This is a genomic window from Kitasatospora cathayae, from assembly GCF_027627435.1.
Taxonomy (GTDB): Bacteria; Actinomycetota; Actinomycetes; order Streptomycetales; family Streptomycetaceae; genus Kitasatospora; species Kitasatospora cathayae.
In genome coordinates, this window is sequence record NZ_CP115450.1 from 1,961,099 (window position 1) to 1,984,968 (window position 23,870).

The window sequence follows — 23,870 nt, forward strand, 5'->3', positions numbered from 1 at the left end:
GATGACAGATAACAGATTTCGAAAGTTGTCACCTGTCATCTGTTCGCCGTCCTCCGTCCGCCACCCCGCCCCTCCCAAGGACACTCCCATGCGCCTCTACCTGCTCGCCCTCAACCCCACCGACTCGGTCACCCATGGCTTCCTGCCCGCCGCCGCCCGGCTCGGACTCGACGTCACCGTCCTCACCGACCACGTCGAGGCCCACCAACACGCTTACGCGAATTCACAGTTCGCATGCGACGTGGTGGAGTGCGACGTTCAGGACTTCCGCGAGGTGATCGGGCTGATATCCCAACGCGACGTACCCGCCGCCGTGTTCAGCAACAGCGACCACCTGCAGACCCAGACCGCGCTGGTCGCCGAGTACTTCGGCCTGGCCGGCAAGGACTGGAAGGCCGCGCTGCGGGCGAAGAACAAGGGCGAGCTGCGCCGCCACCTCGCCGAGTGCGGACTGGACCGGGTCTGGTCCGCCGAACTGGCGCCCGGACAGGACCCGGCCGGCCTCACCCCGCCGTTCCCGTGCATCGTCAAGCCCCGCGAGGGCGTCGCGAGCGAGGACGTCACGCTGGTCGCCGATGCCGCCGAACTCGCCCTGCGGGTCCGGGAAATCCAGCGGCGCCGCCCCGGCGCCACACTGGTGGTGGAGGAGTTCCTGGCCGGCGAGCTGTGCACCCTGGAGACCCTCGGCGACGGCCGGTCCCGGCACGTCCTCGGCGGCTTCCGCACCCGGCTCTCCCCGCCGCCGGACTTCATCGAGGAGGTGCTGACCTTCGTCCCGGCGCACCCCCGCCCGGTGGTCGACCAGGTGCTCGACCAGCTCGACGCCCTCGGCGTGGGACTCGGCGCCTGCCACACCGAGTTCGTCCTCCAGCCGGACGGCCGCGCCCGCATCATCGAGGTCAACTACCGTGCCATCGGCGACCAGTGCGACCTGATGCTCGCCGAGATCCTCGGGCTCCCCTACTTCGAGCTGGTGCTGCGCACCCACCTCGGCGAGGCGCTGCCGGCCGATCTCGGCGCGCGCACCGACCGACGGGCCCGCCACGAGCGCGTCTGCGCGGACCGGGCCGGCACCCTGACCGCCTCCCCCGAGCCGCGGTTCGAGCGCCGCGCCGACGGCGTCGTGCTCTCCTACCGCCCGGTGCGCGAACTCGGCGCACACCACGAGCTCTACCGCACCAACCGCGACTACCTGGGCATCGCCTGGGCGGTCGGTCCGGACCAGGGCGCGGTCGACACCGCCGTGGCGGAGTTCATCGCCGCCAACCGCTGGGAGATCACCTCGTGAACCGCGCCGACCTGACCCCCGCCGACGCGACACCCGCCGACGCGACCCCCGCTCGCAGCACACCCCACAGCGTTTCCTCCAGCAACGCTCCCGGGAACGCCCCCGCCAGCAACGCCCCCGTCGACGCAACGGTCGCCGAACGGCTGACCCTGCGCGTGCTGTCCGCCCTGCTACGCGAGGACGTGCTCGGCCTGCGCGCCAACGGCGTCCTGGAGCAGCGGCCCGACGGCCCCTGGCTGAGCGACGGCACTCTCGCCCTCCCCGTCACCCCCGACGGGTTCCAGGCCGACCACGCCGCGCGGCTACCGGAGTTGGAGGTCGATGGCACCCGCCTCACCGACCTGCCCGCCATCCTCGCCCACCTGGCGGACCGCGCCGACCCGCTCGACCGTCCCGGTCACCTGGCCTTCGCCGAGGAATGCCGGCAGACGCTCGCCACCATGGACCTGCACGACCGGGTGCTGCCCGAGGTGCACGCCGAACTGGCCGAGCGCTACGGCAAGGACGTGGCCGACTGGACCGGCCCGCGTGCCTCGCTCGGCTTCGAGGCGCTCGCCGCTTTCCTGGATCACCCGGTCTACCCGACCGCGCGCGGCCGATCCGGCCTGACCTGGCCGCAACTGCGCTCCTACGCCCCGGAGTTCCATCCCTCCTTCCGACTTCGCTGGCTCGCCGTCCCGGCCGAGCGCCTGACCGTGCGCGGCGACGGCCCGCTGCCCGCCTGGTGGCCGAGCGCCGAACGACTGGGCGTTCCTGGCGAGTTCCTGACCGTCCCGGTCCATCCGCTCACCGCGGGGGAGGACTTCACCCGGATCGCCCCGGGCGCGGTGCTCGCTCCCGAGCCGTACCTCGAGGTGCTGCCGACGCTGTCCATGCGCACCGTCGCCGTCCTCGCGGACCCGGCCTGCCACCTCAAACTGCCGTTGGCCACCGCGACCCTGGGCCTGCGCAACCGGCGCACCATCAAGCCGGTCACCCTGGTCAACGGGGCGGTCGGGCAGCGCCTGGTGGAGGCCGTGGTGGCCCGCGTGCCGCGCTTCGCCGGTCGGGTGCTGCACGTCGACGAGCAGCGCTACGCCCACGCCGACGACGAGTTGCTCGCCGTCCTGCTACGCCGCTACCCGGACGACCTGGACCGGGCCGTCACCGTCCCGCTGGCCGCGCTGCTCGCCGAGGCACCCGACGGACGGCTGGTGATCGACCACCTGGCCGACCGCTTCCACCGCGGCTCCGTCCTCGCCCTGTACGAGGAGCTACTGCGACTGTTGATCGACTGGCAGACCACGCTGTTCGGCCATGGCATCGCCCTGGAGTCGCACCAGCAGAACACCTCCCTCGTCCTCGACGGGACCGCTCTGCGGCTGCTCTTCAAGGACAACGACGGCCCCCGGATCAACACCGCCCGGATCGGCGAACTGGCGCCATTGGCCGCCGAGTTCCGCGACCCCAGGATTCTCCGCGACCAGGACCGCGCGCTCACCGACCTGTTCACCACGATCACCGGCCACCTGTGCACCGCCTCGCTGGCCTTCGGCCTCGCCGCGCACGGCCGGGTGCCGCTGGGGCGCAGCCTGGAGCTGCTGCGCACCACCCTCGCCGAGGCCGTCGACCGCCTCGGCCCGGCCGGGCAGGCGCTGCGCACCGACCTGCTGGACGCCGAACGGCTGCCGGTCAAGGCCATGGTGAGCGCCGGCACCCTGCTGAGCAAGGAGCGCAGCGGCGCCGCCGACATCAACAAGCACTACACCGACGGCCCCAACTACCTGCTGCCGAAGGACCGTTCATGACGACCGTCGAGCCGCTGCCACGGCCGGCCGGCACGGTCGGACTGGACCGGCGCCAGGTGCACGCGGTGGCGGCCTGCTACTTCGTCGCCTCCTTCGCCGCCCTCGGCCTGCCGCCCTACCTCACCGAGATCCTCCCGGGCCTCGGCGACCACGACGGGCGCTGGGCCGGCTTGCTCTACATCGTGCCGACCGTCTTCACCGCCCTCGGCGCACCGCTGTGGGGCCGACTGGCCGACCGCTTCGGCCAGAAGCGGCTGCTGCTGCGCGCCCAACTCGGCCTCGCCGTCTCCTTCCTGCTCGCGGGCGCCGCCGACAGCCTGCCCGCCTTCACCGGGGCGCTGGTCTTCCAGGGCTTCCTCGGCGGCACCTTCTCCGCCACCAACGGCTACGTCGCGGCTTCCCTAGGCGGCTCCCAGCTGTCCAGGGCGCTGACCCTGATGCAGGGCAGCGCCCGGGCCGCCCTGGTCGCGGCGCCGATCCTGGTCGGCGCGCTGTCGCCGTGGATCGACCCGCACCGGCAGTACCTGGTGCTGGCGGTGCTGCCGCTGACCGCCGCGGTGGTGCTCACCCTCCTACCGGAGCCGGTCCGTCCGGTCGCCGACCGGACGGGCCACGACCCGGCCCAAACGGACCAGCCGGGCTCGCTCAGGCTGCTCTACGCCTTCGAGTTCGCCTTCGTCTTCGCCACCATCATCTCCTTCCCGTACCTGATCACCCTGGTCCAGCAACGGCTGCCGGGCACCAACGGCACGGTCGCGGGCCTGCTGTTCGCCCTGCCGCACCTGGTCTACCTGGTCGGCGCCGGCCGGGTGCACGCCATCGTCGAGGCCCGCCCCCGAACCGGACTGGCGCTGGGCTTCGCGTTGGTCGCCCTCGGGCTGGCCGGCCACGCCCCGGCCCACTCCCTGCTCGCCTTCGCCCTCACCCGGGCGGTGCTCGGCCTCGGCATGACCTTCGGCCTGGTCTGCCTCGCCGTCCTCGCCGCCGAAGCCGCCCGCGGCCGCGCGCCGGGACGGATGTTCGGCACCCGCGAAACCGTCTCCAAGTCCGGTGCCGTCGCCGCCGGACTCGCCGCCGCACTCGCCAACGGCAGCGGCGGACCGGCCGCCCCGGTGGTCACCGGCACCGTCGCCGCACTGGCCGCCGCCCTGCTCGCCCTCCTGACCCGTAGGAGCCCCCGATGACCGCCCGGCCCACCACCCTCCCCGCCGCACCTCCCGCCGCGCCTCCCGCCGTCCGCCCCCTCGACGCCGCCGCCGAACTGCCCGGTGCCGAACTGCCCGGTGCCGACGAGGCGGTGGTCCACACCCTGCTCAACTGCCTGCTGCGCGAGGTCTCCGCGCCCGAGCACCAGACCGCGGTCGACGACGGCCGACTGCTGTTGCGCCTGCCCCGCCGCGGCACCCTGCTGCGGGTCGCCCTGCGCCGCACCTCGCTGCTCGGCGCGCACCGTTTCACCGGCCCCGCGTACGAAGAAACCCCGGGCGGTTGGCGCGAGTTGGGCTGGCGCGAGCTGGCCGGGTACGCCCAGGACGAACTGGAGCTGCGCACCGGCACGGTGAACGAGGAGTTCCTCGACCAGGTGGCGTCCAGCCACCGCGGCGTCGGCGCGGGCCTGACCGGGCGTCCGGCCGCCGGAGCGGACCGCTACCTGGAGTCCGAGCAGGCCCTGCTGTTCGGCCACCGCTTCCACCCGGCCCCCAAGTCCCGCTCCGCCGCCCGGGGAGACTGGCGCCATTACGCGCCCGAGTCCCGCGCGACCTTCCCGCTGCGCCACCTCGCCGTCCGCGCCGAACATCTGGCCGAGGAGTCCGTGGACGAGGGTACGAGCGCCGTGCTCGACGGCCTCGGCGAGGTGCCGGACGGCTACCGGCTGCTGCCCGCCCACCCCTGGCAGTTCCAACTCATCGGCGACCACCCGCTGTTGCGCGCCGCCCTGGCCCGCGGCGACGTCCTCGACCTCGGTCCGCGCGGCGAGCGCTTCGCCGCCACCGCCTCGGTGCGCACCCTGTACGGCGCGGACGCCTTCCTCAAGTTCAGCCTCAACGTCCGCATCACCAACTGCCTGCGCAAGAACGCCGCCTACGAGCTCACCGGCGCCGTCGCGCTCACCCGGCTGCTCGACCCCTCGCTCACCGACCTCGCCCGACGCTTCCCGGGGGCGGCGGTGCTGCGCGAACCCGCCTTCCGCACCCTCGCCCTGCCCGGTGCCGACGGCCGTGCCGACCGGGCGCTGTACGAGGGCTTCGGTCTGATCCTGCGCGAGGGCTTCGGCGGCCTGCTGCGGCCCGGCGTGACCCCGCTGCTCGCCGCCGCCGTCGCCGACGAGCACCCGACCAGCGCGGCCCACATCTCCCGCCTGTTGGGCGGGAGTTCGGACGGCGCGGCGGCGCTCGACTGGTGGCGCGACTATCTGCGGCTGCTCCTCCCGCCGGTACTGGCCGCCTACTTCGATCACGGCGTGGTGCTGGAGCCGCACCTGCAGAACGTGCTGATCGGCGTCGACGCCGACGGCCGCCCGGCGCAGGTGCTCTTCCGCGACCTCGAGGGCACCAAGCTGGTCCCCGAGCAGAACGCCGACATCCTGGCCGCCCTGCCGCCCGAGGTGGCCGGCCCGATGACGTACGACGCCGAGCGCGGCTGGGACCGGGTGGTCTACTGCCTGCTGGTCAACCACGTCGCCGAACTGCTCGCCGCCCTCGCCGACCGCCACCCCGAACTGGAGGGCGCGCTCTGGCAGGCCGTCCGGGACGTCCTGGAGGAGTACGCCGCCGCGAACGGCCGACCGCCCCGGCTGCGGGCGCTGCTGGCCGGCGTCCCGCTGCCCGCCAAGGCCAACCTGCTGACCCGCTGGGAGCGCAAGGCCGACCGCGAGGCCGGGTACGTCCGGCTGCCCTCCCCGCTGGCCGGCTCGGTGCTCGCCGAGGCCGCCCGCATGACCGCCGAGCTTCCCACCGGGAGCACCGTCCGATGACCAGCACCGTGACCAGCACCGTGACCAGTGCCATGGCCGACACCGCGGCCAGCACCGCGGCCAGCACCGTGAACCGCTCGGTGGCCGACCCCGCGAACAGCGCCGTCCAGCGCCACGTCGCCTCGCTCGCTCCCGAGGAACTGCCCGCCTACGTCTACGACTTGGTGGCACTGCGCGAACACGCCACGGCCGTCCGGGCCGCGCTGCCCGAGCGGGTCGAGCTGTACTACGCCGCCAAGGCTAACCCGGAGGTGCCGCTGCTGACCGCGCTGCGCGACGCAGTCGACGGCTACGAGGTGTCCAGCGGTGGGGAGTTGGCGCATGTGCGGGCCGCCGTGCCGGACGCGCCGCTGGCCTTCGGCGGGCCGGGCAAGACCCCGGCCGAGATCGTCGCCGCCGTGGACGCCGGGGTGCACCGCTGGCACGTCGAGAGCGAGCAGGAGCTGCACCGGCTCGTCGCCGTGCTGGCGGAGCGGCCGGGGACGGTCGTGGACGTCCTGCTGCGGGTCAACCTGCCGGTGGTCACCGACGCCCTGGACGCGGTGCCGCTGGCGATGGGCGGACGGCCGACGCCCTTCGGGCTGGACCCGGACCGGGCCGAGGAGTGCGCCCGACTGCTCACCGACGGCGGGCCGCTCGGCCGGCAGCTGCGCCTGCGCGGGGTGCACGCCCACCTGGCCAGCGGACTGGCGGCGCCGGAGCAGCTGTCGGTCGCCGAGCAGATCGTCACCTGGTCCGCCGAACTGGCCGAGCGGCACGGTTTCCCGCTCACCGAGGTCAACGTCGGCGGCGGGATGGCGGTGGACTACGACGACCCGGCGCAGCGCTTCGACTGGACGGCCTTCGGCGAGGGCCTGACCAAGCTCCTCGACGCCCGCCCCGGGCTGACCCTGCGGATCGAGCCCGGCCGGGCGCTGACCGCGTACTGCGGCTGGTACGCGACCGAGGTGCTGGACGTGAAGCGGAGCCACGGCGAGGACTTCGCGGTGGTCCGGGGCGGCACCCACCACCTGCGCACCCCCGCCGCCCGCGGACACTCCCAGCCCTTCGCGGTGCTCCCGGTGGACGCCTGGCCGCACCCGTGGCCGCGCCCCGCCGTCGACACCGATCGAGCCACCCTGGCCGGGCAGCTGTGCACCCCGAAGGACGTGCTGGCCCGGTCGACCGGCGGCGCGGCCGGTCTGCGGTCGGCGGACCGGGTGCTGTTCGCGATGGCGGGCGCGTACGCGTGGAACATCTCGCACCACGAGTTCCTGATGCACCCCCGCCCGCGATTCCACTACCTGGGCGACTGACGGGCGGCGCCCGGGTTCCGGATGACGGACGGATGACGGTTTTCAGATGACAGCTGACAGATTTCGAAATCTGTCAGCTGTCATCTGAAAGCTGAAATCCGTCTGCCGTCAGCTGCCCGCCGACACCCCATCCGCACACTCGTGCGAAAGTGGTACCCGGCGAAGGGAGCGCGGACGTGCTGATGGACAAGGTGGCGGAGATACTCGCCGAGGCTTCGGCCGAGGCGGTGGAGCCGCGCTTCCGCGCGCTGGCCGCCGGCGAGGTGATGGAGAAGGCACCCGGCGAGATCGTGACGATCGCCGACCGCGAGGCCGAGGCGATCATCGCCCGCCGCCTGCACGAGCTGCTCCCCGTCCCGGTGGTCGGCGAGGAGGCCGTGGCCGCCGAGCCGTCGCTCGCCCGGGCCATCCACGACGAGCCCGCCGTCTGGCTGGTCGACCCGGTGGACGGCACCTCCAACTTCGTCGCCGGACGCCCCGACTACGCCGTGATGTGCTCCCTGGTCCGCAGCGGCCGGACGGTCGCCTCGTGGATCTGGCAGCCCGCCACCGCGACCGGCTACCGCGCCGAGCTGGGCGCCGGCGCCTGGCGCGACGATGAACGCCTGGCCCGCCCCCCGGCACCCGCCGAGGCCGGAAAGCTGACCGGCATCCTGAAGAGCCGCTTCCTCGAACCGGAGCAGCGCCACCGGCTCGAGGCCGGCTGCTCGGCCTTCGGCGAGATCTCCCCCGGCCGCAGCGCCGCGGGTGTCGAGTACCCGGATGTCGTCGAGGGCCGGACCGACTTCATCCTCTACTGGCGCACCCTCCCCTGGGACCACGCCCCGGGTTCGCTGCTGCTCTCCGAGGCCGGCGGCGTCGCGGCCCGCCTGGACGGCACGCCGTACCAGCCCGAGGCCCCCGGCTGCGAGGACGGCCTCCTGGTCGCCGCCGACCCCGACACCTGGGAGCTCACCCGCGGCATCCTGCTGAACGCCTGACCACACCCTGCCCCGCCCCACCCCACACCACCCCGGCCGCCGCCCCGAACCCCTACCCCGCCCGGTCCCCGGCGACCCTGCGCCCCGCCCCGACCACCTCCCGCACCAGCGCTGCCACCTCCCCCGCCGTCGTGTGCGGGTTGAGCAGCGTGAGTTTGAGCCGCACCCGCCCCGGGCCGACCCCCGGCAGCTCGGTGCGCCCGATCACCGCACGCCCGGTCCGCAGCAGCAGCCTGCGCAGCTGCCCGTTCAGCTCGTCCACGGTTGCCTCGTCCGTCGGCCCCGGCGGACGGTAGCGGAACAGCAGCGCGGTGAGGACCGGCTCGGCGTGCAGTTCCAGCGAGGGTTCGGCCCGGACGGCCGCGGCCGCCGCCAGCGCCAGTTCGTGGCAGGCGTCCACCAGCCCGCCGAGCCCCGCACGGCCGAGGGTGCGCAGCGTGACGGCGAGTTTGAAGGCGTCGGCCCGCCGGGTGGTGCGCAGCGAGCGGCCGAGCAGGCTGGGGTAGCCGGCCTGCTCGTCGTCCACCGGGTTGAGGTACTCGGCCCGCCGGGCGAGCGAGACGTACGTCTCCGCCCGCCGGACCAGGAAGACCCCGGCTGCCGCGGGCTGCCAGCCGAGCTTGTGCCAGTCGAGGGAGACCGAGTCGGCGCGGGCGATGCCGTCGAGCAGCGGGGCGAGCCGGTCGGAGAGCAGCGCGCCGCCGCCGTACGCGGCGTCGACGTGCAGCCAGGCGCCGTAGCGTCCGGCCAGGTCGGCGGCGGCGTTCAGCGGGTCGATGGCGCCGGTGTCGGTGGTGCCGGCGGTGGCGACGACGGCGATCGGGGTCCGCCCGGCCCAGCTGGCCTCGGCCAGTGCCCGTTCCAACTCCTCTGTTGACATCCGGAGTTGATGGTCGACGGGGACGGCGATGACGGCCAGCTCGCCGAGCCCGAGCAGGGCGGCCGCGCGCTGGACCGAGAAGTGCGCGGCCTGGGAGGCGAGGATGCACGGCCGACCGCCGGGCGGGATGCCGTCCAACTCCACGATGCCGTCGAGCTTCTGGTCCCGGGCCAGCATCAGCCCCATCAGGTTGGACTCGGTGCCGCCGGAGGTGAGCACCCCGGCCGCGCGGGCCGGGTCGTAACCGACCAGCGCGGCGAGTTCGGCGAGCAGCGCGGTCTCCAGGGCGGTTGCGGCGGGGGCCTGGTCCCAGGAGTCCTGCGAGGGGTTGAGCGCGCTGACCGCGAGGTCGGCGGCGGCCGCGACGGCGAGTGGCGGGCAGTGCAGGTGGGCGGCGCAGGCCGGGTCGGCCGGGTCGGCGGCGCCGTAGGCGAGCAGTTCGGTGAGCCGGGCCAGCGCGCCGCGCCCGTCGGCTGCGGACAGCGCGTCCGCGACCAGCGCGGCGATCTCGCCCGGGCTGCCGGCGGGTAGCGGTCCGGAGCGCAGTGCGGTGCCGGCGTCGAGCGAGTCGAGGACGGTGGCCAGTAGCGGACCGAGTGCCCCCGGCCCGCCGGCGCCGCCCGCGAGCGCGTCCAACGGGACGTCCTCGCCGCGCAGTTCGGGCCCCGCCCCGGATCCGGCGGTCACGCGCCGCCCCGAGCGGCCGGAGCGGAGCCCGAGGCCGGAGCGGAGGAGGGCGAAGCCTGGACGGAGCTCGAAGCCGGAGCCGGAGCGGAGGAGGCCGAAGCCGCCGCGATCGCCTCCGCCAGCCGCTCCAGCACCGCCGCGATCTGCTCGTCGGTGACGGTGAGCGGCGGCAGCAGCCGCAGCACCGCGTCGTGCCGCCCGCCGAGTTCGACGATCAGCCCACGCGCCAGGCAGGCCTCCCGGACCCGTAGGGCGAGCGCCGAATCGGCCGGCCGGGCGCCGCAGGCGTCGGGTTCGGCGGCCGGGTCGACCAGTTCAACCCCGATCATCAGCCCCCGCCCGCGGACGTCGCCGATCGCGGGCAGTTCGGCGGCGAGCTCCCGCAGCCGGGCGGTCATCCGGGCGCCGGCGACGGCGGCCCGCTCGGCCAGCCCGTGCGCGGCGACGTACCGCAGGGTGGCGGCGCCGGCGGCCATGGCGAGGGTGTTGCCGCGGAAGGTGCCGGTGTGGGCGCCGGGCCGCCAGCCGTCGTAGTCCTCGCGGTAGACGACGACGGCGAGCGGCAGGCTGCCGCCGATGGCCTTGGAGAGCACCATCGCGTCCGGGACGATGCCGCTGTGCTCGACGGCCCACATCGCGCCGGTGCGTCCGACGCCGGTCTGCACCTCGTCCACGATCAGCGGGATGCCGCGCTCGGCGGTGATCCGGCGCATCTCGCGCAGCCAGCCGTCGGGCGCGGGGACGACCCCGCCCTCGCCCTGTACGGCCTCCAGGATCATCGCGGCGGGCGGCACCACTCCACCCGAGGGGTCGTCCAGCAGCCGTTCCACGTACGTGGCGCCGAGCTCGGCACCCGCCTCGCCGCCGACCCCGAACGGGCAGCGGTAGCCGTACGGGTAGGGCAACCGGACCACCTCGCCGCCGCCGGGCAGCGGTTCCTTGACGGCGACGTTGCCGGTGAGCGCGAGGGCGCCGGCCGTCATGCCGTGGTAGGCGCCGGTGAAGGCGAGCGCGCCGGCGCGGCCGGTGGCGGTCTGCATCAGTTTGATCGCGGCCTCGACGGCGTCCGTGCCGGCCGGTCCGCAGAAGTGCACCCGGGCGCGGGCCGCGAACTCGGCGGGCAGGCTCTCGAACAGCGCGCTGGTGAAGTCGTCCTTCTCGGCGGTGGCGAGGTCGAGGAGGTGCAGCGGAGCGCCGCTGTCGAGGGTGCGGCGGATCGCCTCGAGCACGACGGGGTGGTTGTGGCCGAGGGCGAGCGTCCCGGCGCCGGAGAGGCAGTCCAGGTAACGGCGTCCGTCGGCGCCCTCGACGGTCATCCCGTGGGCCCGGACCGGGACGATCGGGAAGGAGCGGGCGTACGTCCGGGCGGCGGACTCGCGGACGCGCTGGCGGCGCAGGATGGCCTCACCGGCGGGCGGGGCCCCGGAGGCGGTGGCCCCGGAGGCGGCTCGGGCGGGTACGGCGGCGAGCGACAAGGCGAACCCCCAGGAGAAGTTAGGTAAGCCTAACTTTATCGCTCTTGACCTGCCGGAATGCCTCGGGGCATCCAGAACCACCCGAGCGGGTGAACCTCCCCCGGCACCGCCCGTGTCACCCTCCGGCCAGCCCAACGAGCGATCCGCCGGACGGTCACGCCACCGACCGGCCTCAACCGGATCCCACCGGATTCGACCGAACTGGAGCGAACTCGATCGGCCCTGAAGGTCACCGCCCCTTCCACCGGTAGCAGAGCTCCGGCCGCCCGACGCTCCCGTACTGCGGCTCGCGCACCGCCTGCCCGGTGTCCACCAGGTGCTCGAGGTAGCGCCGCGCGGTGATCCGGGAGACCCCGGCGGCGGTACCGGCCGCCGCCGCCGACAGGCCGGTGGAGGCCTCCCGCAGCACCGAGGCGACAGTGTCCAGGGTGGGCGCGCTCAGCCCCTTGGGCAGCGAGCTGCGCTCGGGCGTGCGGAGCAGGGCGAGCGCCTGGTCGACCTCGTCCTGCCCGGTCGCCTCGCCGGTGCGCCCGAGGCTGTCCCGGTAACGGGCGTAGCGCTCCAGCCGGTCGTGCAGGGCCGCCGCGCTGAACGGTTTCAGCAGGTACTGCACGACCCCTGCCGAGACCGCCTGCCGGACCATGGCGAGGTCGCGCGCCGAGGTGACGGCGATGACGTCGGTGCCGTGCCCGGCGGCGCGGAGCGTGCGGCACAGCTGGAGGCCGTGGCCGTCCGGCAGGTAGAGGTCGAGCAGGGTGAGGTCGACGGGCGCCCCGGCGGCGCGCGCCCGCTCCAGGAAGCGCAGCGCGTCCGCGCAGCTGTGGACGGTGCCGACGGCGTGGAAGCCGGGCTCGCGCTCGACGTACAGGGTGTGCGCGGCGGCGGCCACCGGGTCGTCCTCCACGACCAGGACGGAGATCCCGCTCCGGGAGTCGGCGCCGGCGCCGGTCACGCCGGGACCCCTTCGCGCTCGCGGACCCGTCCGGCCAGCGGCAGCCGTACGGTGAGCACCGCGCCGCGTTCGCGCCCGACCTCGACGGTGCCGCCGTTGCGCCGGGCGGCCTGGGCGACCAGCGCCAGCCCGAGGCCGTGCCCGTGGCCGTCCTGCTTGGTGCTCCACCCGCGCCGGAACACGTCCTCGACGGCGGCCGGGTCGATGCCCGCTCCGGTGTCGGCGACCCGCAGCAACAGACAGGCGCCCTGGGCGTCCGAAGCATCCTGGGCACCCGAGACGGCCTGGGCGTCCTCGACGGCCTGGGCGTCCTCGACGGCCTGGGCGTCCTCGACGGCCTGGGCGTCCTCGACGGCCTGGGCGTCCTCGACGGCCTGGGCGTCCTCGACGGCCTGGGCGTCCTCGATGCCGTCGCCCGTTCGCGGGTTCTCGATCCGCGCGGTGACGGTGACCTCCGGTGCGACCGGGCTCTGCGCGGCCCCGGCGATCGCGGCGTCCACCGCGTTGTCGATCAGGTTGCCGAGGACGGTGATCAGGTCCCGGGCCGAGAGCCCGGGCGGCAGCACCCCGTCGTCGATCCGGCTGTCCTCGGTGAGGGTCAACTCCACTCCCCGTTCGGCCGCTTGGGCCGCCTTGCCGAGCAGCAGCGCGGCCAGCACCGGCTCGCTGACCGCCGCGACCACCCGGTCGGTGAGCTGCTGGGCGAGGGCGAGTTCGGCGGTGGCGAACTCCACCGCCTGTTCGTGGCGGCCGAGTTCGATCAGCGAGACGACCGCGTGCAGCCGGTTGGCGGCCTCGTGGGCCTGCGCGCCGAGCGCCTCGGTGAAGCCACGCACCGAGTCCAGCTCGCCGCTGAGCGACTGGAGTTCGGTGTGGTCGCGGAGGGTCACCACCCGGCCGAGACCGGTGCCGATGGTGGAGGTGTTGAGCACCACGACCCGCTCGGCGGTCAGGTGCACCTCGTCCCGCACCGGCACCTCGCCGAGCACGGCCGTCACCAGCGCCTCCGGCAGCCCCAGTTCCGCCACCGGCCGTCCGTCCAACTCGCCTTCCAGGCCGAGCAGTTCACGCGCCGCGTCGTTGCACAGCACCACCCGGTGCGCGCGGTCGAGCAGGATCAGCCCCTCGCGCACCGAGCGCAGGGTCGCCTGGTGGTACTCGTAGAGGTGGCTGAGCTCGTCCGGTCCCATACCGTGGGTGTGCCGCCGCAGCCGGGAGTTGGCGAGGTAGGTGCCCACCCCGCCGAGCGCCAGGGCGGCCACCGCGACCCCGACCAGGGCGAGCATCGGCGTGCCCAGCTGCGAGGAGATCGACTCCAGCGTCAGCCCCACGCTGACCAGCGCGACCACCCGGTGCCGGTCGTCCCACACCGGGGTGACCACCCGCACGGACGGGCCGAGCGTGCCGGTGTAGGTCTCGCTGCGGGTCTGGCCGGCCAGCGCCCAGTCGATGTGCCCCAGGTAGGACTTGCCGATCTGCTCGGGCAGCGGGTGGGTCCAGCGCACCCCGTCGGTGTCCATGACGGTGATGAAGGAGACTCCGGTGTCCTGACGCACCTGCTCGGCGTACGGCTGGAGCACCGCGGTGGGGTCGGGCCCGGCGACGGCCGAGCGCACGGTCGGCGAGTCGGCGACGGCGTGGGCGACCGAGGTGACCTCGCGGCGGGCCGCGTCCTCGGTGCGCTCGGCGGTGAACAGGTACGCGAGCACCGCGCCGCCCGCGACCACGGCGGCGACGATGACCACCTGGACGACGAACAGCTGCCCGGCCAGGCTGCGGACCAGCCGGCGCGGCAGGGGGATCCACCGGCGACGCGAGCGAGTGGGGGCGGTGCTCACGGACATGCCTGCCAGTGTGCACCACGGCCCGCGACGCCCCCAGGGGCCCGACCGGTCCCCGGCCGCGACCGGCCCGCGACCGGAGCGCCCCCAGGGTGCCCCCAAGCGCTCCCGAAGCACCCGCCGATGCACCCCTGGACCCGTTCCCGTCGCTTCGTGAACTCTATGAACGCAAACGTGACCTCCGTCACGCCCGAACCCCATAGTCGGAGCGGCCCACCACCCGGGGCCGCCAGGACTGCAGGGCGAAGGAGCCGCAGATGTCGATCACCGAGACCGCCACGGCGGGGGGACCCAGACGCAAGGACCGGACCCACTACCTCTACCTCGCCGTGATCGCCGCGGTGGTCGCGGGCGTGGTGGTGGGGCTGGCCGCCCCCGGCTTCGCCGTGGAGCTGAAGCCGATCGGCACCGGGTTCGTCAACCTGATCAAGATGATGATCAGTCCGGTGATCTTCTGCACCATCGTGCTGGGCATCGGCTCGGTCACCAAGGCCGCGAAGGTCGGCAAGGTCGGCGGCCTCGCCATCGGCTACTTCCTCGTCATGTCGACCATCGCGCTGGCCATCGGCATGGTCGTCGGCAACCTGCTCGAGCCCGGCGGCGGCCTGCACCTGACCGCCGCGCTCGCCAAGTCCGGCCACGCCCAGGCGGCCGCCGGCGGCGCCCAGTCGACCACCGACTTCCTGCTCGGGATGATCCCCGACACCCTGTTCTCGGCCCTCACCCAGGGCAAGGTGCTGCAGACCCTGCTGGTCGCACTGCTGGCCGGCTTCGCGCTGCAGGCGATGGGCCCGGTCGGCGCCCCGGTGCTGCGCGGGATCGAGCACCTGCAGCGGCTGGTCTTCCGGATCATGTCGATGATCATGTGGGTCGCTCCGATCGGCGCCTTCGGCGCGATGGCGGCGGTGGTCGGGGCGACCGGCGTGGACGCGCTGAAGAGCCTCGCCGTGATCATGATCGGCTTCTACGTGACCTGCGCGCTGTTCGTCGTCGTGGTGCTCGGCGCGCTGCTGCGCCTGGTCGCCGGGGTCAATGTGTTCGCGCTGCTCAAGTACCTCGGCCGCGAGTTCCTGCTGATCCTCTCGACCTCCTCCTCCGAGAGCGCGCTGCCCCGGCTGATCGCCAAGATGGAGCACCTGGGCGTCAGCCGCCCGGTCGTCGGCATCACCGTGCCGACCGGCTACAGCTTCAACCTGGACGGCACCGCGATCTACCTCACCATGTCCTCGATCTTCATCTCCGAGGCGATGGACAAGCCGATGTCGATCGGCGAGCAGCTCTCGCTGCTGGTGTTCATGGTGATCGCGAGCAAGGGCGCGGCCGGGGTCACCGGTGCCGGGCTTGCCACCCTCGCGGGCGGACTGCAGTCGCACAAGCCGGCGCTGGTGGACGGGGTCGGCCTGATCGTCGGCATCGACCGGTTCATGTCGGAGGCCCGGGCGCTCACCAACTTCGCGGGCAACGCCGTCGCGACCGTGCTGATCGGGCACTGGACCGGCGAACTGGACGCCGAGCGCGCCCACCGGGTGCTGGGCGGCGAGCTGCCGTTCGACGAACTGACGCTGGTCGACACCCACGGTCCCGCCGACGCCGCACCGGAGCCCGTCCCCGCCGCAGCGGCGGCCACCGCCTGAGCGGCCACCCCGTACTCCCCCCGATCCGGCGCCACCCACCGATCCCCGGAAACGGCGCCGGGCCGGGGGCTCCCCGTTCTGCCTGGAACTCCCGTCCAGCCCCAGTTCACAGCTCCTGCGAGCCACTGACCGCCCAGGCCACCCCACTGGCCGGATCCTCCAGCGCGACGTGCAGATGGCGCAACCCGGCGGCCGGCTCCTGCCAGGTGAAGCAGCGCATCCGGGCCACCAGGGCATCCACCTCGGAGCGGTCCGGCCCGTTCGCACCGGCCATCGCGCCCAGCGCCCGCCAGAGCCGCAGCCGCCCGTGCGCGCAGCCGTGCGTCCGGCCGACCGCGGCGGCCTGCACCAGCGCCGGGTAGACGAGCGCGAACGGCAGGAACCCGCCCACCACCCGCCGCGCCCGAGCCAGTACGGCGGCCGCCAGCGCGGCCGGGCCGCGGACGCAGACCACCTCCGCCCAGGGCGCCAGCGCGGCCAGCTCCGCCAGCCCCCGGGTGACCCGCTGCCCGCCCGGCCGGGCCGCCGCGCCCGGCAGTTCGACCTCGCCCAGACCCTCCCGGCTGGCCGGCAGGGTCAGCACCGCACTGCGCGCTCCCCCGCCCGGCAGGTACTCGCGCACCCGCGAGGCCTCGTCCCAGCCCGCCTTCTCCCAGGGCTCCAGGCGCAGCGGCACGCCCTCCGGATCGGGCTCGGCCCCGTACGAGAGGTCCTCGCCGAGCAACACCCGGGTGTGCGCGACCAGGCGGCGCACCGGGGCCGGACCGAGCAGCGGGGCCAGCCGCAGCCAGGAGTGGCGGGTCGCCAGCACTTCCCAGAGCGGGCCGGCGTCGTGGTCGGCGACCCCGGCGGCCGTCCCCTCCCCGCCGTCCGCGTCGAACAGCCGGACGGCGAGTTCGGGCGGCGCCGCGTAGGCGATCAGATGGCCGAGCGGCGCGGTCAGGGCCATCGCCGCCTGCTCCCCGGCCTGCACGACGGCGGCCGCCCGGCCCTGCCGGTAGGCGGCGAGCAGCTCGGGCCAGCGGCCGTCCTCGGCCAGGGCGCGGAGGTGGTGGCCCTCGTACGTGATCACGATTTTCAGCGTACGGGCCGGGGTCTTGCATCAGCCGACTTGCCGTCGGTTCGGTGCGTCGAGGCCCCGGACGTGCGGGATCGGTTCGGGCCGTCTGGGCCGGTCGGAGGTTTTCAGGGGTCGTGCCGGCGCTCGTGCTCCAGGACGGCGCGCAGCCGGCCGTGGGCGCGGCGGCGGGTGACGGCCAGGGTACTGCGGTGCAGACCGAGCAGTTCGGCGGCCTCGTCGACGGAGTAACCGTCGAGGTCCACCAGAACCACGGCGCGGGCCTGCTTGACGGTCAGGAAGCCGAGCAACCGGACCACCTCCCAGCGCGCCTGGAGCTCGGCCGTCCCGCCGTGCGGCGGTTCGAGCGCGCAGCGCCCGTGCTCCACCGCCTCGGCGAGCTCGGGCACCTCGGGCAGCGCCACCCGGCGGCGGTCCCGGCGCCACTGGTCGCGCAGGATGTTCGTCATCGTGGTGAACACGTAGGCGTAGGGCTGCGGATGGCTGAGAAAGCGCTCGGGGCGGCGGGCGATCCGCAGGTACGCGTCGTGGACGACGTCGCCGGCGGCGAGCGGGCAGCCGGCGAGCATCGCGGCCGCCTGTTGGAGTCTGGGCAGCAAGTCCGTGAACACCCGGTTGAAATCCGCGAATTGGCGTTCCGTCGGCTCCGGACCGAGGTCCTTCCGCCGCCCGCCCGCACACCGTCCACTGCATTCCGCCATGCCGCTCTCCCCGGAAATCGGCACTCCGAACGCCCAGTTGGGTTGGCCCCAGCCCAACCGAGCAGGGTTGTGACACAGATCACATCATAGGTCGTCCTCTCACGGTGCGCAGTCATTCGTGTGCAATTCGTCACCGGCCGGACAGGGGGCGGGAATTCACCCTCCGCCCACCCACCGACCGGCCGGGGCATCCCCCGATGGGAACCGTTGAGCGAGGAGAACGCCATGCGAGGCTGCATCGCCAGGAAGATCGCCACGTTCGGGATGGCCACCGCGGCCGCCCTGGGCATGCTCGGGACCGCCACCCTGCCGGCCGCCGCGGCGCCGGCCGACGACCAGTCCATCACCCCGGGCGCGGCCGCGGCCTCGCCGCACGTCGCCGCCGCCCCCTACCACTGCGTCATCACGGCCGACTACGGGTGGCGCTGGGAGGGCTACTGCAACATCTACTCCGGCCAGCTGCGCACCATCACCTACTGCGCCAACGGCAGCAACTCCGTCGGCCTGTGGATCGGCGCCCGGCCGCAGGCGTGGGCGGTCTGGGGCAACTGTCCGGGGTCGAGCTGGACGAAGATCGTGTTCCAGTGGCACAGCTGACCGGGTAGCGGCTGCGGGGGGCGGGGACGAAGTGGCGAACAGATGACAGCCGACAGATTTCGAAATCTGTTATCTGTCGGCTGTCATCTGCCGTCTGTCATCCGTCATCTGTCACTTGTCATCCGAATCCGCATTCGCCGCCGTCGCCGTCGCCGGAGATCGACCGCACCCCGAGCTCACCGGACCGGTGAGACCTCCGCCAGCAGCCGGGCGGCGTGCACCCGACCGGCGTGCTCGACCAGGTTGATCAGCACCTCCTTACCGGACGCGCGCCGCCGGGCGTCGCAGAGCACCACCGGCGTACCGGGGTCCAGATCCAGCGCGCGAGCGACCTCCTCCGGACCGTACTCGCGCGTCCCGGCGAAACGGTTCACCGCGACGACGAACGGGATGCCGCGGTGCTCGAAGAAGTCGACGGCCGGGAAGCAGTCGGTCAGCCGGCGGGTGTCGGCGAGCACCACCGCACCGAGCGCGCCCTGCGCCAGCTCGTCCCAGAGGAACCAGAACCGGTCCTGCCCCGGGGTGCCGAACAGGTAGACGGCCAGCCCCTCCCGGATGGTGATCCGGCCGAAGTCCATCGCCACGGTGGTCGTCGTCTTGCGCTCCACCCCGTCCAGGTCGTCGACCCCGCGCCCGGCCTCGGTCAGCCGTTCCTCGGTGCGCAGCGGGCGGATCTCGCTGACGGCGCCGACCAGCGTCGTCTTGCCGACCCCGAAGCCGCCCGCCACCAGGATCTTGAGCGCGAGCACGGAGTCGGCCGGATCCGGCGCGTCGGACGGCCAGCGGTCGGAGGGGCGGTCAGAGTGCGCGGAGCCCATGGATGACCTCCTGGAGGATGCGCTCGTCGGGGAGCAGGGCGGGCGGGACGGGGCGGCTGACCCGGATGAGACCGGCCGCCAGCAGGTCGCCGAGCAGCACCCGCACGACGCCCACCGGCAGGTCCAGGTCGGCGGCCAGCTCGGCCACGGACAGCGGCGTGCCCCGGCACAGGCCGAGGATGCGCGTCAGCTCCGGGCCGACCGGCAGCTCGGGTGCGTCCGGGGCGAGCGCCGGATCGGGCAGGTCGGACACGACCACGGCGATCAGGTCGAACTGCTGCTCGCCCGCTCCGGTCCGGCCCCCGGTCACGGTGTACGGGCGGACCAGCGGCCCGGCCTCGTCGTCGTACCAGCGGGCCCGGTGGGCGGCGGCGAGCGGGTTCCGGGGCGGCCGGCCGGGGTCGGCCCGCGGATGCTCCGGATGTCGCTGGTGGTACGGGTGGAAGGCGTGCTCCGGCCGGTACGGCCGGTCCGGGTGGTGCACCGTCCTCAGCCTCCGTGCACCGCGCGGGGCGGGGCGCTCAGGTGCTCGCCGACCCGGCGGACCAATCTGGCCATCTCGTAGGCGATCAGCCCGAGATCGGCCCGGGCGGTGGCGAACACGGCCAGGCAGGTGCCCTCCCCGGCCGCCGCGACCAGCAGGTAGCCCCCCTCCAACTCGACCAGAGTCTGCCGGACTTCACCCGCACCGAAGTGCCGACCGGCGCCCTTGGCGAGGCTGTGGAAACCTGAGGCGACGGCGGCCAGGTGCTCGCCGTCCTCGCGTTCCAGACCGGCCGAGGTGCCCATGGCCAGGCCGTCGGCGGAGAGCATCACGGCGAAGCTGACCTCGGGGGCACGCTGGACCAACTCGTCCAGGAGCCAGTTCAGTTCCCCCGTGCGGTGGGTGGTGCCGATCACGGCCGGTCTCCTTCGGGTCGGGCGTCGGGTCGGTGGTCGGGGCGGCGGTCGGGGCGGCGGTCGAATCGGTCGTCGAATCGGTCGTCGGGGCGCTCGGACGGTCGGCCGGAGCCCAGCTCGTCGAATCGCCGGTCGGGCTGCCGGTCGGGCCGCAGCCCGCGCGCCCAGCCGCGCTGGAAGGCGGACATCGCCGCCCGCGCCGCCTCCGGGCTACGGGCCGCGGTCCCGACCCCGGTGGAGACGGAAGCGGTCCGGCGGCCGCGCGGGATCGCGTCGGCCGGCGCCTCCCTCAGCTGCGGCACCAGGCTCGCCTGGCGCACCCTGCGCGGCAACTCCTCGTGGCCGTCGGTCGGCTGGCGCCTGCCCGGCGGTGGCGCGGTCGCCGTGCGGTACGGCGGCGGCGGACCGGGCTGCGGACGGAAGGCGGCACCCGGGCCCCCGTCCGCAGCCGGTCCGGCAGTCCGGGCGCCGGAGGCCCGGAAGGGGGCGTGGCGCACCGGCCCGGGGTCGCCACCCCGGCCGCCGAAGGGCAGCAGCGCCCCGCCCTCCGGCGGCGGCCCACCCGCCGCCGGAAGCTCCATCTCCGTCACCCCGCCGCCCGCGGCGGCCGGCTCCGGCCCGCCCCGCGCCGGGACCGGTCCGGACTGCGCCGGCGCCGCTCCGGACGGTGGCCACGACGGAACGCCGGGTACCGGGCCGGGTGCGGCGTCCGGTACGGAGCCCGGCGCGGGCTGCGGCCACGCCGCCGAGCCTGGCAGCGACACCGGCACCGACACCGAGGCCGATACCGGCGCCGGGTTGGTCACCAGGGCGGACTCCGGGATCGGAGCCGCGGCCCCGACCGGGCCGTCCGGAACGGTCGCGACGTCCGACTCCGGTACCACCTCGAAGCTTTGCTCCCGCTCCTCCCGACCGTCCGCCAGCAGATCGGTGGGCAGCAGGACCACGGCGGTGGTGCCGCCGTACGCGGAGGTCACCAGCGAGACCCGGACGTCATGCCGCCGGGCGAGCCGGCTGACCACGAACAGGCCGAGCCGGTCACTGTCGAACAGGTCGGTCTGCTCGGCGGCGGCGATCCGTCGATTGGCGGCGGCCAGTGCGGCCGGGCCCATGCCGAGGCCACGGTCCTCGATCTCCAACGCGTAGCCGTTGCCCACCTGTTCACCGCGGACGTGCACCCTGGTGTGCGGCGGGGAGAACCCGGTGGCGTTCTCGACCAGTTCGGCCACCAGGTGGGTGAGGTCGGCGACGGCGTGGCCGACGACGGCGGCGCGCGGCAGCGGGTGCACCTCGACCCGGGCGTACTCCTCGACCTCCGAGACCGCCGCGCGCACCACGTCCACCAGCGGAACCGGCCGGCGCCAGGCCCGGCCGGGGGCGGCGCCGGAGAGGATGATCAGGCCCTCGGCGTGGCGGCGCATGCGGGTGGTGAGGTGGTCCAGCCGGAACAGGTCGGCGAGCTCGGACGGATCCTCGGTGCGCCGCTCCATCGTGTCCAGCAGGGTGAGTTGGCGGTGCACCAGGACCTGGCTGCGGCGCGCGAGGTTGACGAACACCCCGGACACCCCGGACAACACCTCGGCCCGTTCCACCGCCGCCGTGACGGCCGCCCGCTGCACGATGCCGAGCGCCCGGTGCACCTGGCCGATCTCGTCGTCGCGGCCCACCGGACGGGGCGCCTCGGTCTCGATGTCCACCTCCTCCCCGGCAAGCAACTTCCGCATGGTGGCGGGCAGTTTGCGACCAGCCAGGTCAAGTGCCGAGTTGCGCAAGCCGGTCAGCTCGGTGACCAGGCCGCGGCCGATCTGCACCGAGATCACCAGCGAGCCGAGCAGACCGAGCAGACCGAGCAGCACGGCGATCCCGGCCGGGGTGAACAGGCCGAGCGCATAAGGGTTCCGGCGCTCGGCGGCGATCCGTCCGGCCCGGTCCTCGACGCCGCGCAGCCCGTCGACGAGGTTCCCGGCCACCATCGCCCAGCGGTCCGCCGGCACCGCGGCGACGGCGGCCCGGCCGTCGACGGCGGTACGGACCTTCTCCTCGTAGCCGACCAGTTCGCGGTGGTCCGGCCCGCCGGTCAGGGCGACCAGCGCGTCCTGGTCGGCGGCGCCCAGATCGGTGGCCGCTCCCTGCTCGAACTCGCGCCGGGCGAAGGCCACCCCGGAGAACTCGCGCAGCTGGTCGTCGCCGAGCCCGCCGGAGAGCTCCGCGGAACGCAGCAACGCGTCCTCGCGGGACAGGAGTTCACGGGAGCGGGCCAGGTCCAGCAGCACCCGGGTGTCGGTACCGGCCCGACCGTCCTGCATCGGTGCGACAGCGCCGGACACGGCCAGCGCCCGGTCCACCGCCGCACCGTACGCGGCGTACGCCTCGGGCCAGCCGACGCTCCGGGCCAGCACCTTGCCACGCAGCTCGGGCAGGGCGGCGAGGGAGGCGCCGAGGGCGTCCAGGCGGGCGGCGGCGTCCGCCCCGAGACCCTGGGCGTCGGCACGGTTGTAGCCCTCGCCGGGGTGGCGGGGGTCCGGGAACAGCGGGGCGAGCGACCGGTCGGTGACGGCGGCGGCCTCGCGCAGGGCGCTCTCCCGACCCGCCGCGGGCACGGTCCCCGGGACGAGCCCCGGCCCGGCCAGCAGCTGACCGGCCGCCGCACGCTCGGCCTGCAGGCCGGCGACCGTGTCGGCGACGGGCGTGAGGAGGGTGCGCTGGGCATCGCGCAGGCGCAGCAGGTCCCAGACGCCCTGGGCGGTGGTGACGGACGCGAAGCCCCAGAGGGCGATGACGGAGACGACCGGGACCATCAGCAGGGCGATGATCCGGGCGCGGACGGTCCGGGGGCGCAGCCCGCGCAGCCAGGGGCCGGGGCGCGGTGGACGGGCGGGCGGCCCGGCGTGGGCACCCCGGCGGGCGCCGGGGGCGGCACCGCGGTCTTCTCGCATGGGTGTGGGGCCTCTCGGGCGGGGGCGTGGTGAGACGGGGGCTCGGGCGCAGCGGGGCTGTCGGCACCGCGGGGCTCGAGGCGCAGTGGGGCTCGGGGCGCAGTGGGGCTCAGGCCGCGCGGTCGTGACCGTACTGGTCAACGTCGTACGGGTCGGCGTCGTACCGGTCGGCGAGCGCGGGATCCGATGGGTCGACGTCCGGGCGGGCGGCCGCGACGGAGAACTCCTCGGCGTCCAGCTCCTCCGCCGACAGCTCGCCGGCCCGTTCCTGGGCGGTCGGGGAGAGTGCGACGAAGGCGGAGGCGAGGAAGAGGAACGAGCCGAGGCCGACGGCGAGCGGGAAGACGAACTCCATCGGGCTGACCCCGCCGAGGTCGGTACGGGCGGGGTCCAGCTGGACGTGGACGGCGGCCATGCCGATGTAGTGCATGCAGCTGACGGCGAGCCCCATGCCCAGCGAGGCGGCGGCGGCCGCGTACACGTTGCGGATGGTGACGGCGGCCCAGAGCGCGGCGGTGGCGGCGCCGACCGCGACCAGTACCGACAGCGCGACCGTCCCGGCGTCGTAGCGCAGTGCGCCGTGCATGCGGACGGCGGCCATGCCCAGGTAGTGCATCGCGGCGACACCGACACCGGTGGTGACGCCGCCACCCAGCAGGGCGAGGCCGCGATGCCGGCCGTAGCAGACCACGGTCAGTCCGAGACCGGTGACCAGCACGGCGACCAGCAGGCTGAGCACGGTCAGCGGCACGTTGTAGCGCAGTTCGGTGCCGTCGACGGCGAAGCCGAACATGGCTACGAAGTGCATGGTCCAGATGCCGGAGCCGATCGCGGCGGCGGCGGTGAGCAGCCAGTTCCGTCGGGTGGCACCGGTCGCGGCCAGGCCGCGCAGGGTGCAGCGCAGCCCGAGGGCGGCACCGGCACAGGCCATCGCGTACGAGAGGACGGGGGTCAGCCAGCCGAAGCTGAAGTGGTTGAGGGTGCCCATGGGACCTCCGGTCGACCGGTCGGGCCCGGGGGCGGTAAGCGGCGCGCCCGGGCACCCTC

The 23,870-nt window shown here is 74.4% G+C and carries 19 protein-coding genes; 8 read left to right on the top strand and 11 right to left on the bottom strand.

The genetic code is table 11. The features are described from left to right. Window positions 1-88: 88 nt before the first annotated feature. The 6 genes from O1G21_RS08825 (at window position 89) to O1G21_RS08850 (ending at window position 8,324) form a co-directional block, all read left to right on the top strand. Complete coding sequence (locus O1G21_RS08825) at window positions 89-1,288, top strand: ATP-grasp domain-containing protein (protein WP_270142272.1); 1,200 nt, start codon at window positions 89-91, stop codon at window positions 1,286-1,288. Beyond that, complete coding sequence (locus O1G21_RS08830) at window positions 1,285-3,075, top strand: IucA/IucC family protein (RefSeq protein WP_405000605.1); 1,791 nt, start codon at window positions 1,285-1,287, stop codon at window positions 3,073-3,075. The genes O1G21_RS08825 and O1G21_RS08830 overlap by 4 nt, the downstream gene beginning before the upstream one ends. After that, window positions 3,072-4,259, top strand: coding sequence for an MFS transporter (locus O1G21_RS08835; protein ID WP_270142273.1), 1,188 nt, complete (start codon window positions 3,072-3,074; stop codon window positions 4,257-4,259). The genes O1G21_RS08830 and O1G21_RS08835 overlap by 4 nt, the downstream gene beginning before the upstream one ends. After that, window positions 4,256-6,049 (top strand): IucA/IucC family protein, encoded by a 1,794-nt coding sequence (locus O1G21_RS08840; protein ID WP_270142275.1) that lies wholly within the window; start codon window positions 4,256-4,258, stop codon window positions 6,047-6,049. The genes O1G21_RS08835 and O1G21_RS08840 overlap by 4 nt, the downstream gene beginning before the upstream one ends. Window positions 6,050-6,081: 32 nt before the next feature. After that, the gene (locus O1G21_RS08845; protein WP_270150859.1) at window positions 6,082-7,344 is read left to right on the top strand and encodes a type III PLP-dependent enzyme; all 1,263 of its coding nucleotides are present in this window, start codon (window positions 6,082-6,084) and stop codon (window positions 7,342-7,344) included. Window positions 7,345-7,526: 182 nt separating this feature from the next. Next, on the top strand, window positions 7,527-8,324 hold the full coding sequence (locus O1G21_RS08850) for an inositol monophosphatase family protein (RefSeq protein WP_270150861.1): 798 nt from the start codon (window positions 7,527-7,529) through the stop codon (window positions 8,322-8,324). Between the two features lie 52 nt (window positions 8,325-8,376). On the opposite strand, the gene O1G21_RS08855 is transcribed toward O1G21_RS08850, so the two are convergent. From O1G21_RS08855 to O1G21_RS08870, 4 genes are all read right to left on the bottom strand, one after another. Then, window positions 8,377-9,891, bottom strand: coding sequence for a pyridoxal phosphate-dependent decarboxylase family protein (locus O1G21_RS08855; RefSeq protein WP_270142276.1), 1,515 nt, complete (start codon window positions 9,889-9,891; stop codon window positions 8,377-8,379). Further along, a complete protein-coding gene (locus O1G21_RS08860) occupies window positions 9,888-11,366 on the bottom strand; it encodes a diaminobutyrate--2-oxoglutarate transaminase (RefSeq protein WP_270142278.1) in 1,479 nt (492 codons plus the stop codon). The genes O1G21_RS08855 and O1G21_RS08860 overlap by 4 nt, the downstream gene beginning before the upstream one ends. A gap of 229 nt (window positions 11,367-11,595) precedes the next feature. After that, window positions 11,596-12,318: a response regulator gene (locus O1G21_RS08865; RefSeq protein WP_270142280.1), complete on the bottom strand. Its 723-nt coding sequence runs from the start codon at window positions 12,316-12,318 to the stop codon at window positions 11,596-11,598. After that, the gene (locus O1G21_RS08870; RefSeq protein WP_270142282.1) at window positions 12,315-14,162 is read right to left on the bottom strand and encodes an ATP-binding protein; all 1,848 of its coding nucleotides are present in this window, start codon (window positions 14,160-14,162) and stop codon (window positions 12,315-12,317) included. Before O1G21_RS08870 ends, O1G21_RS08865 begins: the two co-directional genes overlap by 4 nt. A 254-nt stretch (window positions 14,163-14,416) precedes the next feature. On the opposite strand from O1G21_RS08870, the gene O1G21_RS08875 reads away from it, so the two are divergent. Next, window positions 14,417-15,793, top strand: coding sequence for a cation:dicarboxylate symporter family transporter (locus tag O1G21_RS08875; RefSeq protein WP_270142284.1), 1,377 nt, complete (start codon window positions 14,417-14,419; stop codon window positions 15,791-15,793). Between the two features lie 106 nt (window positions 15,794-15,899). Here the strand turns inward: O1G21_RS08875 and O1G21_RS08880 are convergent, their stop codons facing one another. Both O1G21_RS08880 and O1G21_RS08885 read right to left on the bottom strand, forming a co-directional pair. Next, entirely contained in the window at window positions 15,900-16,865 is a 966-nt protein-coding gene (locus O1G21_RS08880; protein ID WP_270142285.1) for a hypothetical protein, read from the bottom strand. Between the two features lie 113 nt (window positions 16,866-16,978). Next, window positions 16,979-17,482: an RNA polymerase sigma factor gene (locus tag O1G21_RS08885; protein ID WP_270142287.1), complete on the bottom strand. Its 504-nt coding sequence runs from the start codon at window positions 17,480-17,482 to the stop codon at window positions 16,979-16,981. 315 nt (window positions 17,483-17,797) lie between these two features. On the opposite strand from O1G21_RS08885, the gene O1G21_RS08890 reads away from it, so the two are divergent. Further along, entirely contained in the window at window positions 17,798-18,169 is a 372-nt protein-coding gene (locus O1G21_RS08890; protein ID WP_270142288.1) for a hypothetical protein, read from the top strand. Window positions 18,170-18,345: 176 nt separating this feature from the next. Here the strand turns inward: O1G21_RS08890 and O1G21_RS08895 are convergent, their stop codons facing one another. The 5 genes from O1G21_RS08895 to O1G21_RS08915 form a co-directional block, all read right to left on the bottom strand. Further along, window positions 18,346-18,987: a GTP-binding protein gene (locus O1G21_RS08895; protein ID WP_270142289.1), complete on the bottom strand. Its 642-nt coding sequence runs from the start codon at window positions 18,985-18,987 to the stop codon at window positions 18,346-18,348. Next, window positions 18,968-19,315, bottom strand: coding sequence for a DUF742 domain-containing protein (locus O1G21_RS08900; RefSeq protein WP_270150863.1), 348 nt, complete (start codon window positions 19,313-19,315; stop codon window positions 18,968-18,970). Before O1G21_RS08900 ends, O1G21_RS08895 begins: the two co-directional genes overlap by 20 nt. Before the next feature lie 161 nt (window positions 19,316-19,476). Next, window positions 19,477-19,887, bottom strand: coding sequence for a roadblock/LC7 domain-containing protein (locus O1G21_RS08905; RefSeq protein WP_270142291.1), 411 nt, complete (start codon window positions 19,885-19,887; stop codon window positions 19,477-19,479). Continuing rightward, the gene (locus O1G21_RS08910) at window positions 19,884-22,823 is read right to left on the bottom strand and encodes a sensor histidine kinase (RefSeq protein WP_270142293.1); all 2,940 of its coding nucleotides are present in this window, start codon (window positions 22,821-22,823) and stop codon (window positions 19,884-19,886) included. The genes O1G21_RS08905 and O1G21_RS08910 overlap by 4 nt, the downstream gene beginning before the upstream one ends. 109 nt (window positions 22,824-22,932) lie before the next feature. Then, window positions 22,933-23,811, bottom strand: coding sequence for an MHYT domain-containing protein (locus tag O1G21_RS08915; RefSeq protein WP_270142295.1), 879 nt, complete (start codon window positions 23,809-23,811; stop codon window positions 22,933-22,935). Window positions 23,812-23,870: the final 59 nt, after the last annotated feature.

Excerpts from the sequence above, each read along its gene's own strand:
- O1G21_RS08825 (WP_270142272.1), top strand. The coding sequence starts at position 89 with ATGCGCCTCTACCTGCTCGCCCTCAACCCCACCGACTCGGTCACCCAT.
- O1G21_RS08835 (WP_270142273.1), top strand. The coding sequence starts at position 3,072 with ATGACGACCGTCGAGCCGCTGCCACGGCCGGCCGGCACGGTCGGACTG.
- O1G21_RS08840 (WP_270142275.1), top strand. The coding sequence starts at position 4,256 with ATGACCGCCCGGCCCACCACCCTCCCCGCCGCACCTCCCGCCGCGCCT.
- O1G21_RS08845 (WP_270150859.1), top strand. The coding sequence starts at position 6,082 with ATGGCCGACACCGCGGCCAGCACCGCGGCCAGCACCGTGAACCGCTCG.
- O1G21_RS08850 (WP_270150861.1), top strand. The coding sequence starts at position 7,527 with ATGGACAAGGTGGCGGAGATACTCGCCGAGGCTTCGGCCGAGGCGGTG.
- O1G21_RS08870 (WP_270142282.1), bottom strand. The coding sequence starts at position 14,162 with ATGTCCGTGAGCACCGCCCCCACTCGCTCGCGTCGCCGGTGGATCCCC.
- O1G21_RS08875 (WP_270142284.1), top strand. The coding sequence starts at position 14,417 with ATGTCGATCACCGAGACCGCCACGGCGGGGGGACCCAGACGCAAGGAC.
- O1G21_RS08890 (WP_270142288.1), top strand. The coding sequence starts at position 17,798 with ATGCGAGGCTGCATCGCCAGGAAGATCGCCACGTTCGGGATGGCCACC.
- O1G21_RS08895 (WP_270142289.1), bottom strand. The coding sequence starts at position 18,987 with ATGGGCTCCGCGCACTCTGACCGCCCCTCCGACCGCTGGCCGTCCGAC.
- O1G21_RS08910 (WP_270142293.1), bottom strand. The coding sequence starts at position 22,823 with ATGCGAGAAGACCGCGGTGCCGCCCCCGGCGCCCGCCGGGGTGCCCAC.
- O1G21_RS08915 (WP_270142295.1), bottom strand. The coding sequence starts at position 23,811 with ATGGGCACCCTCAACCACTTCAGCTTCGGCTGGCTGACCCCCGTCCTC.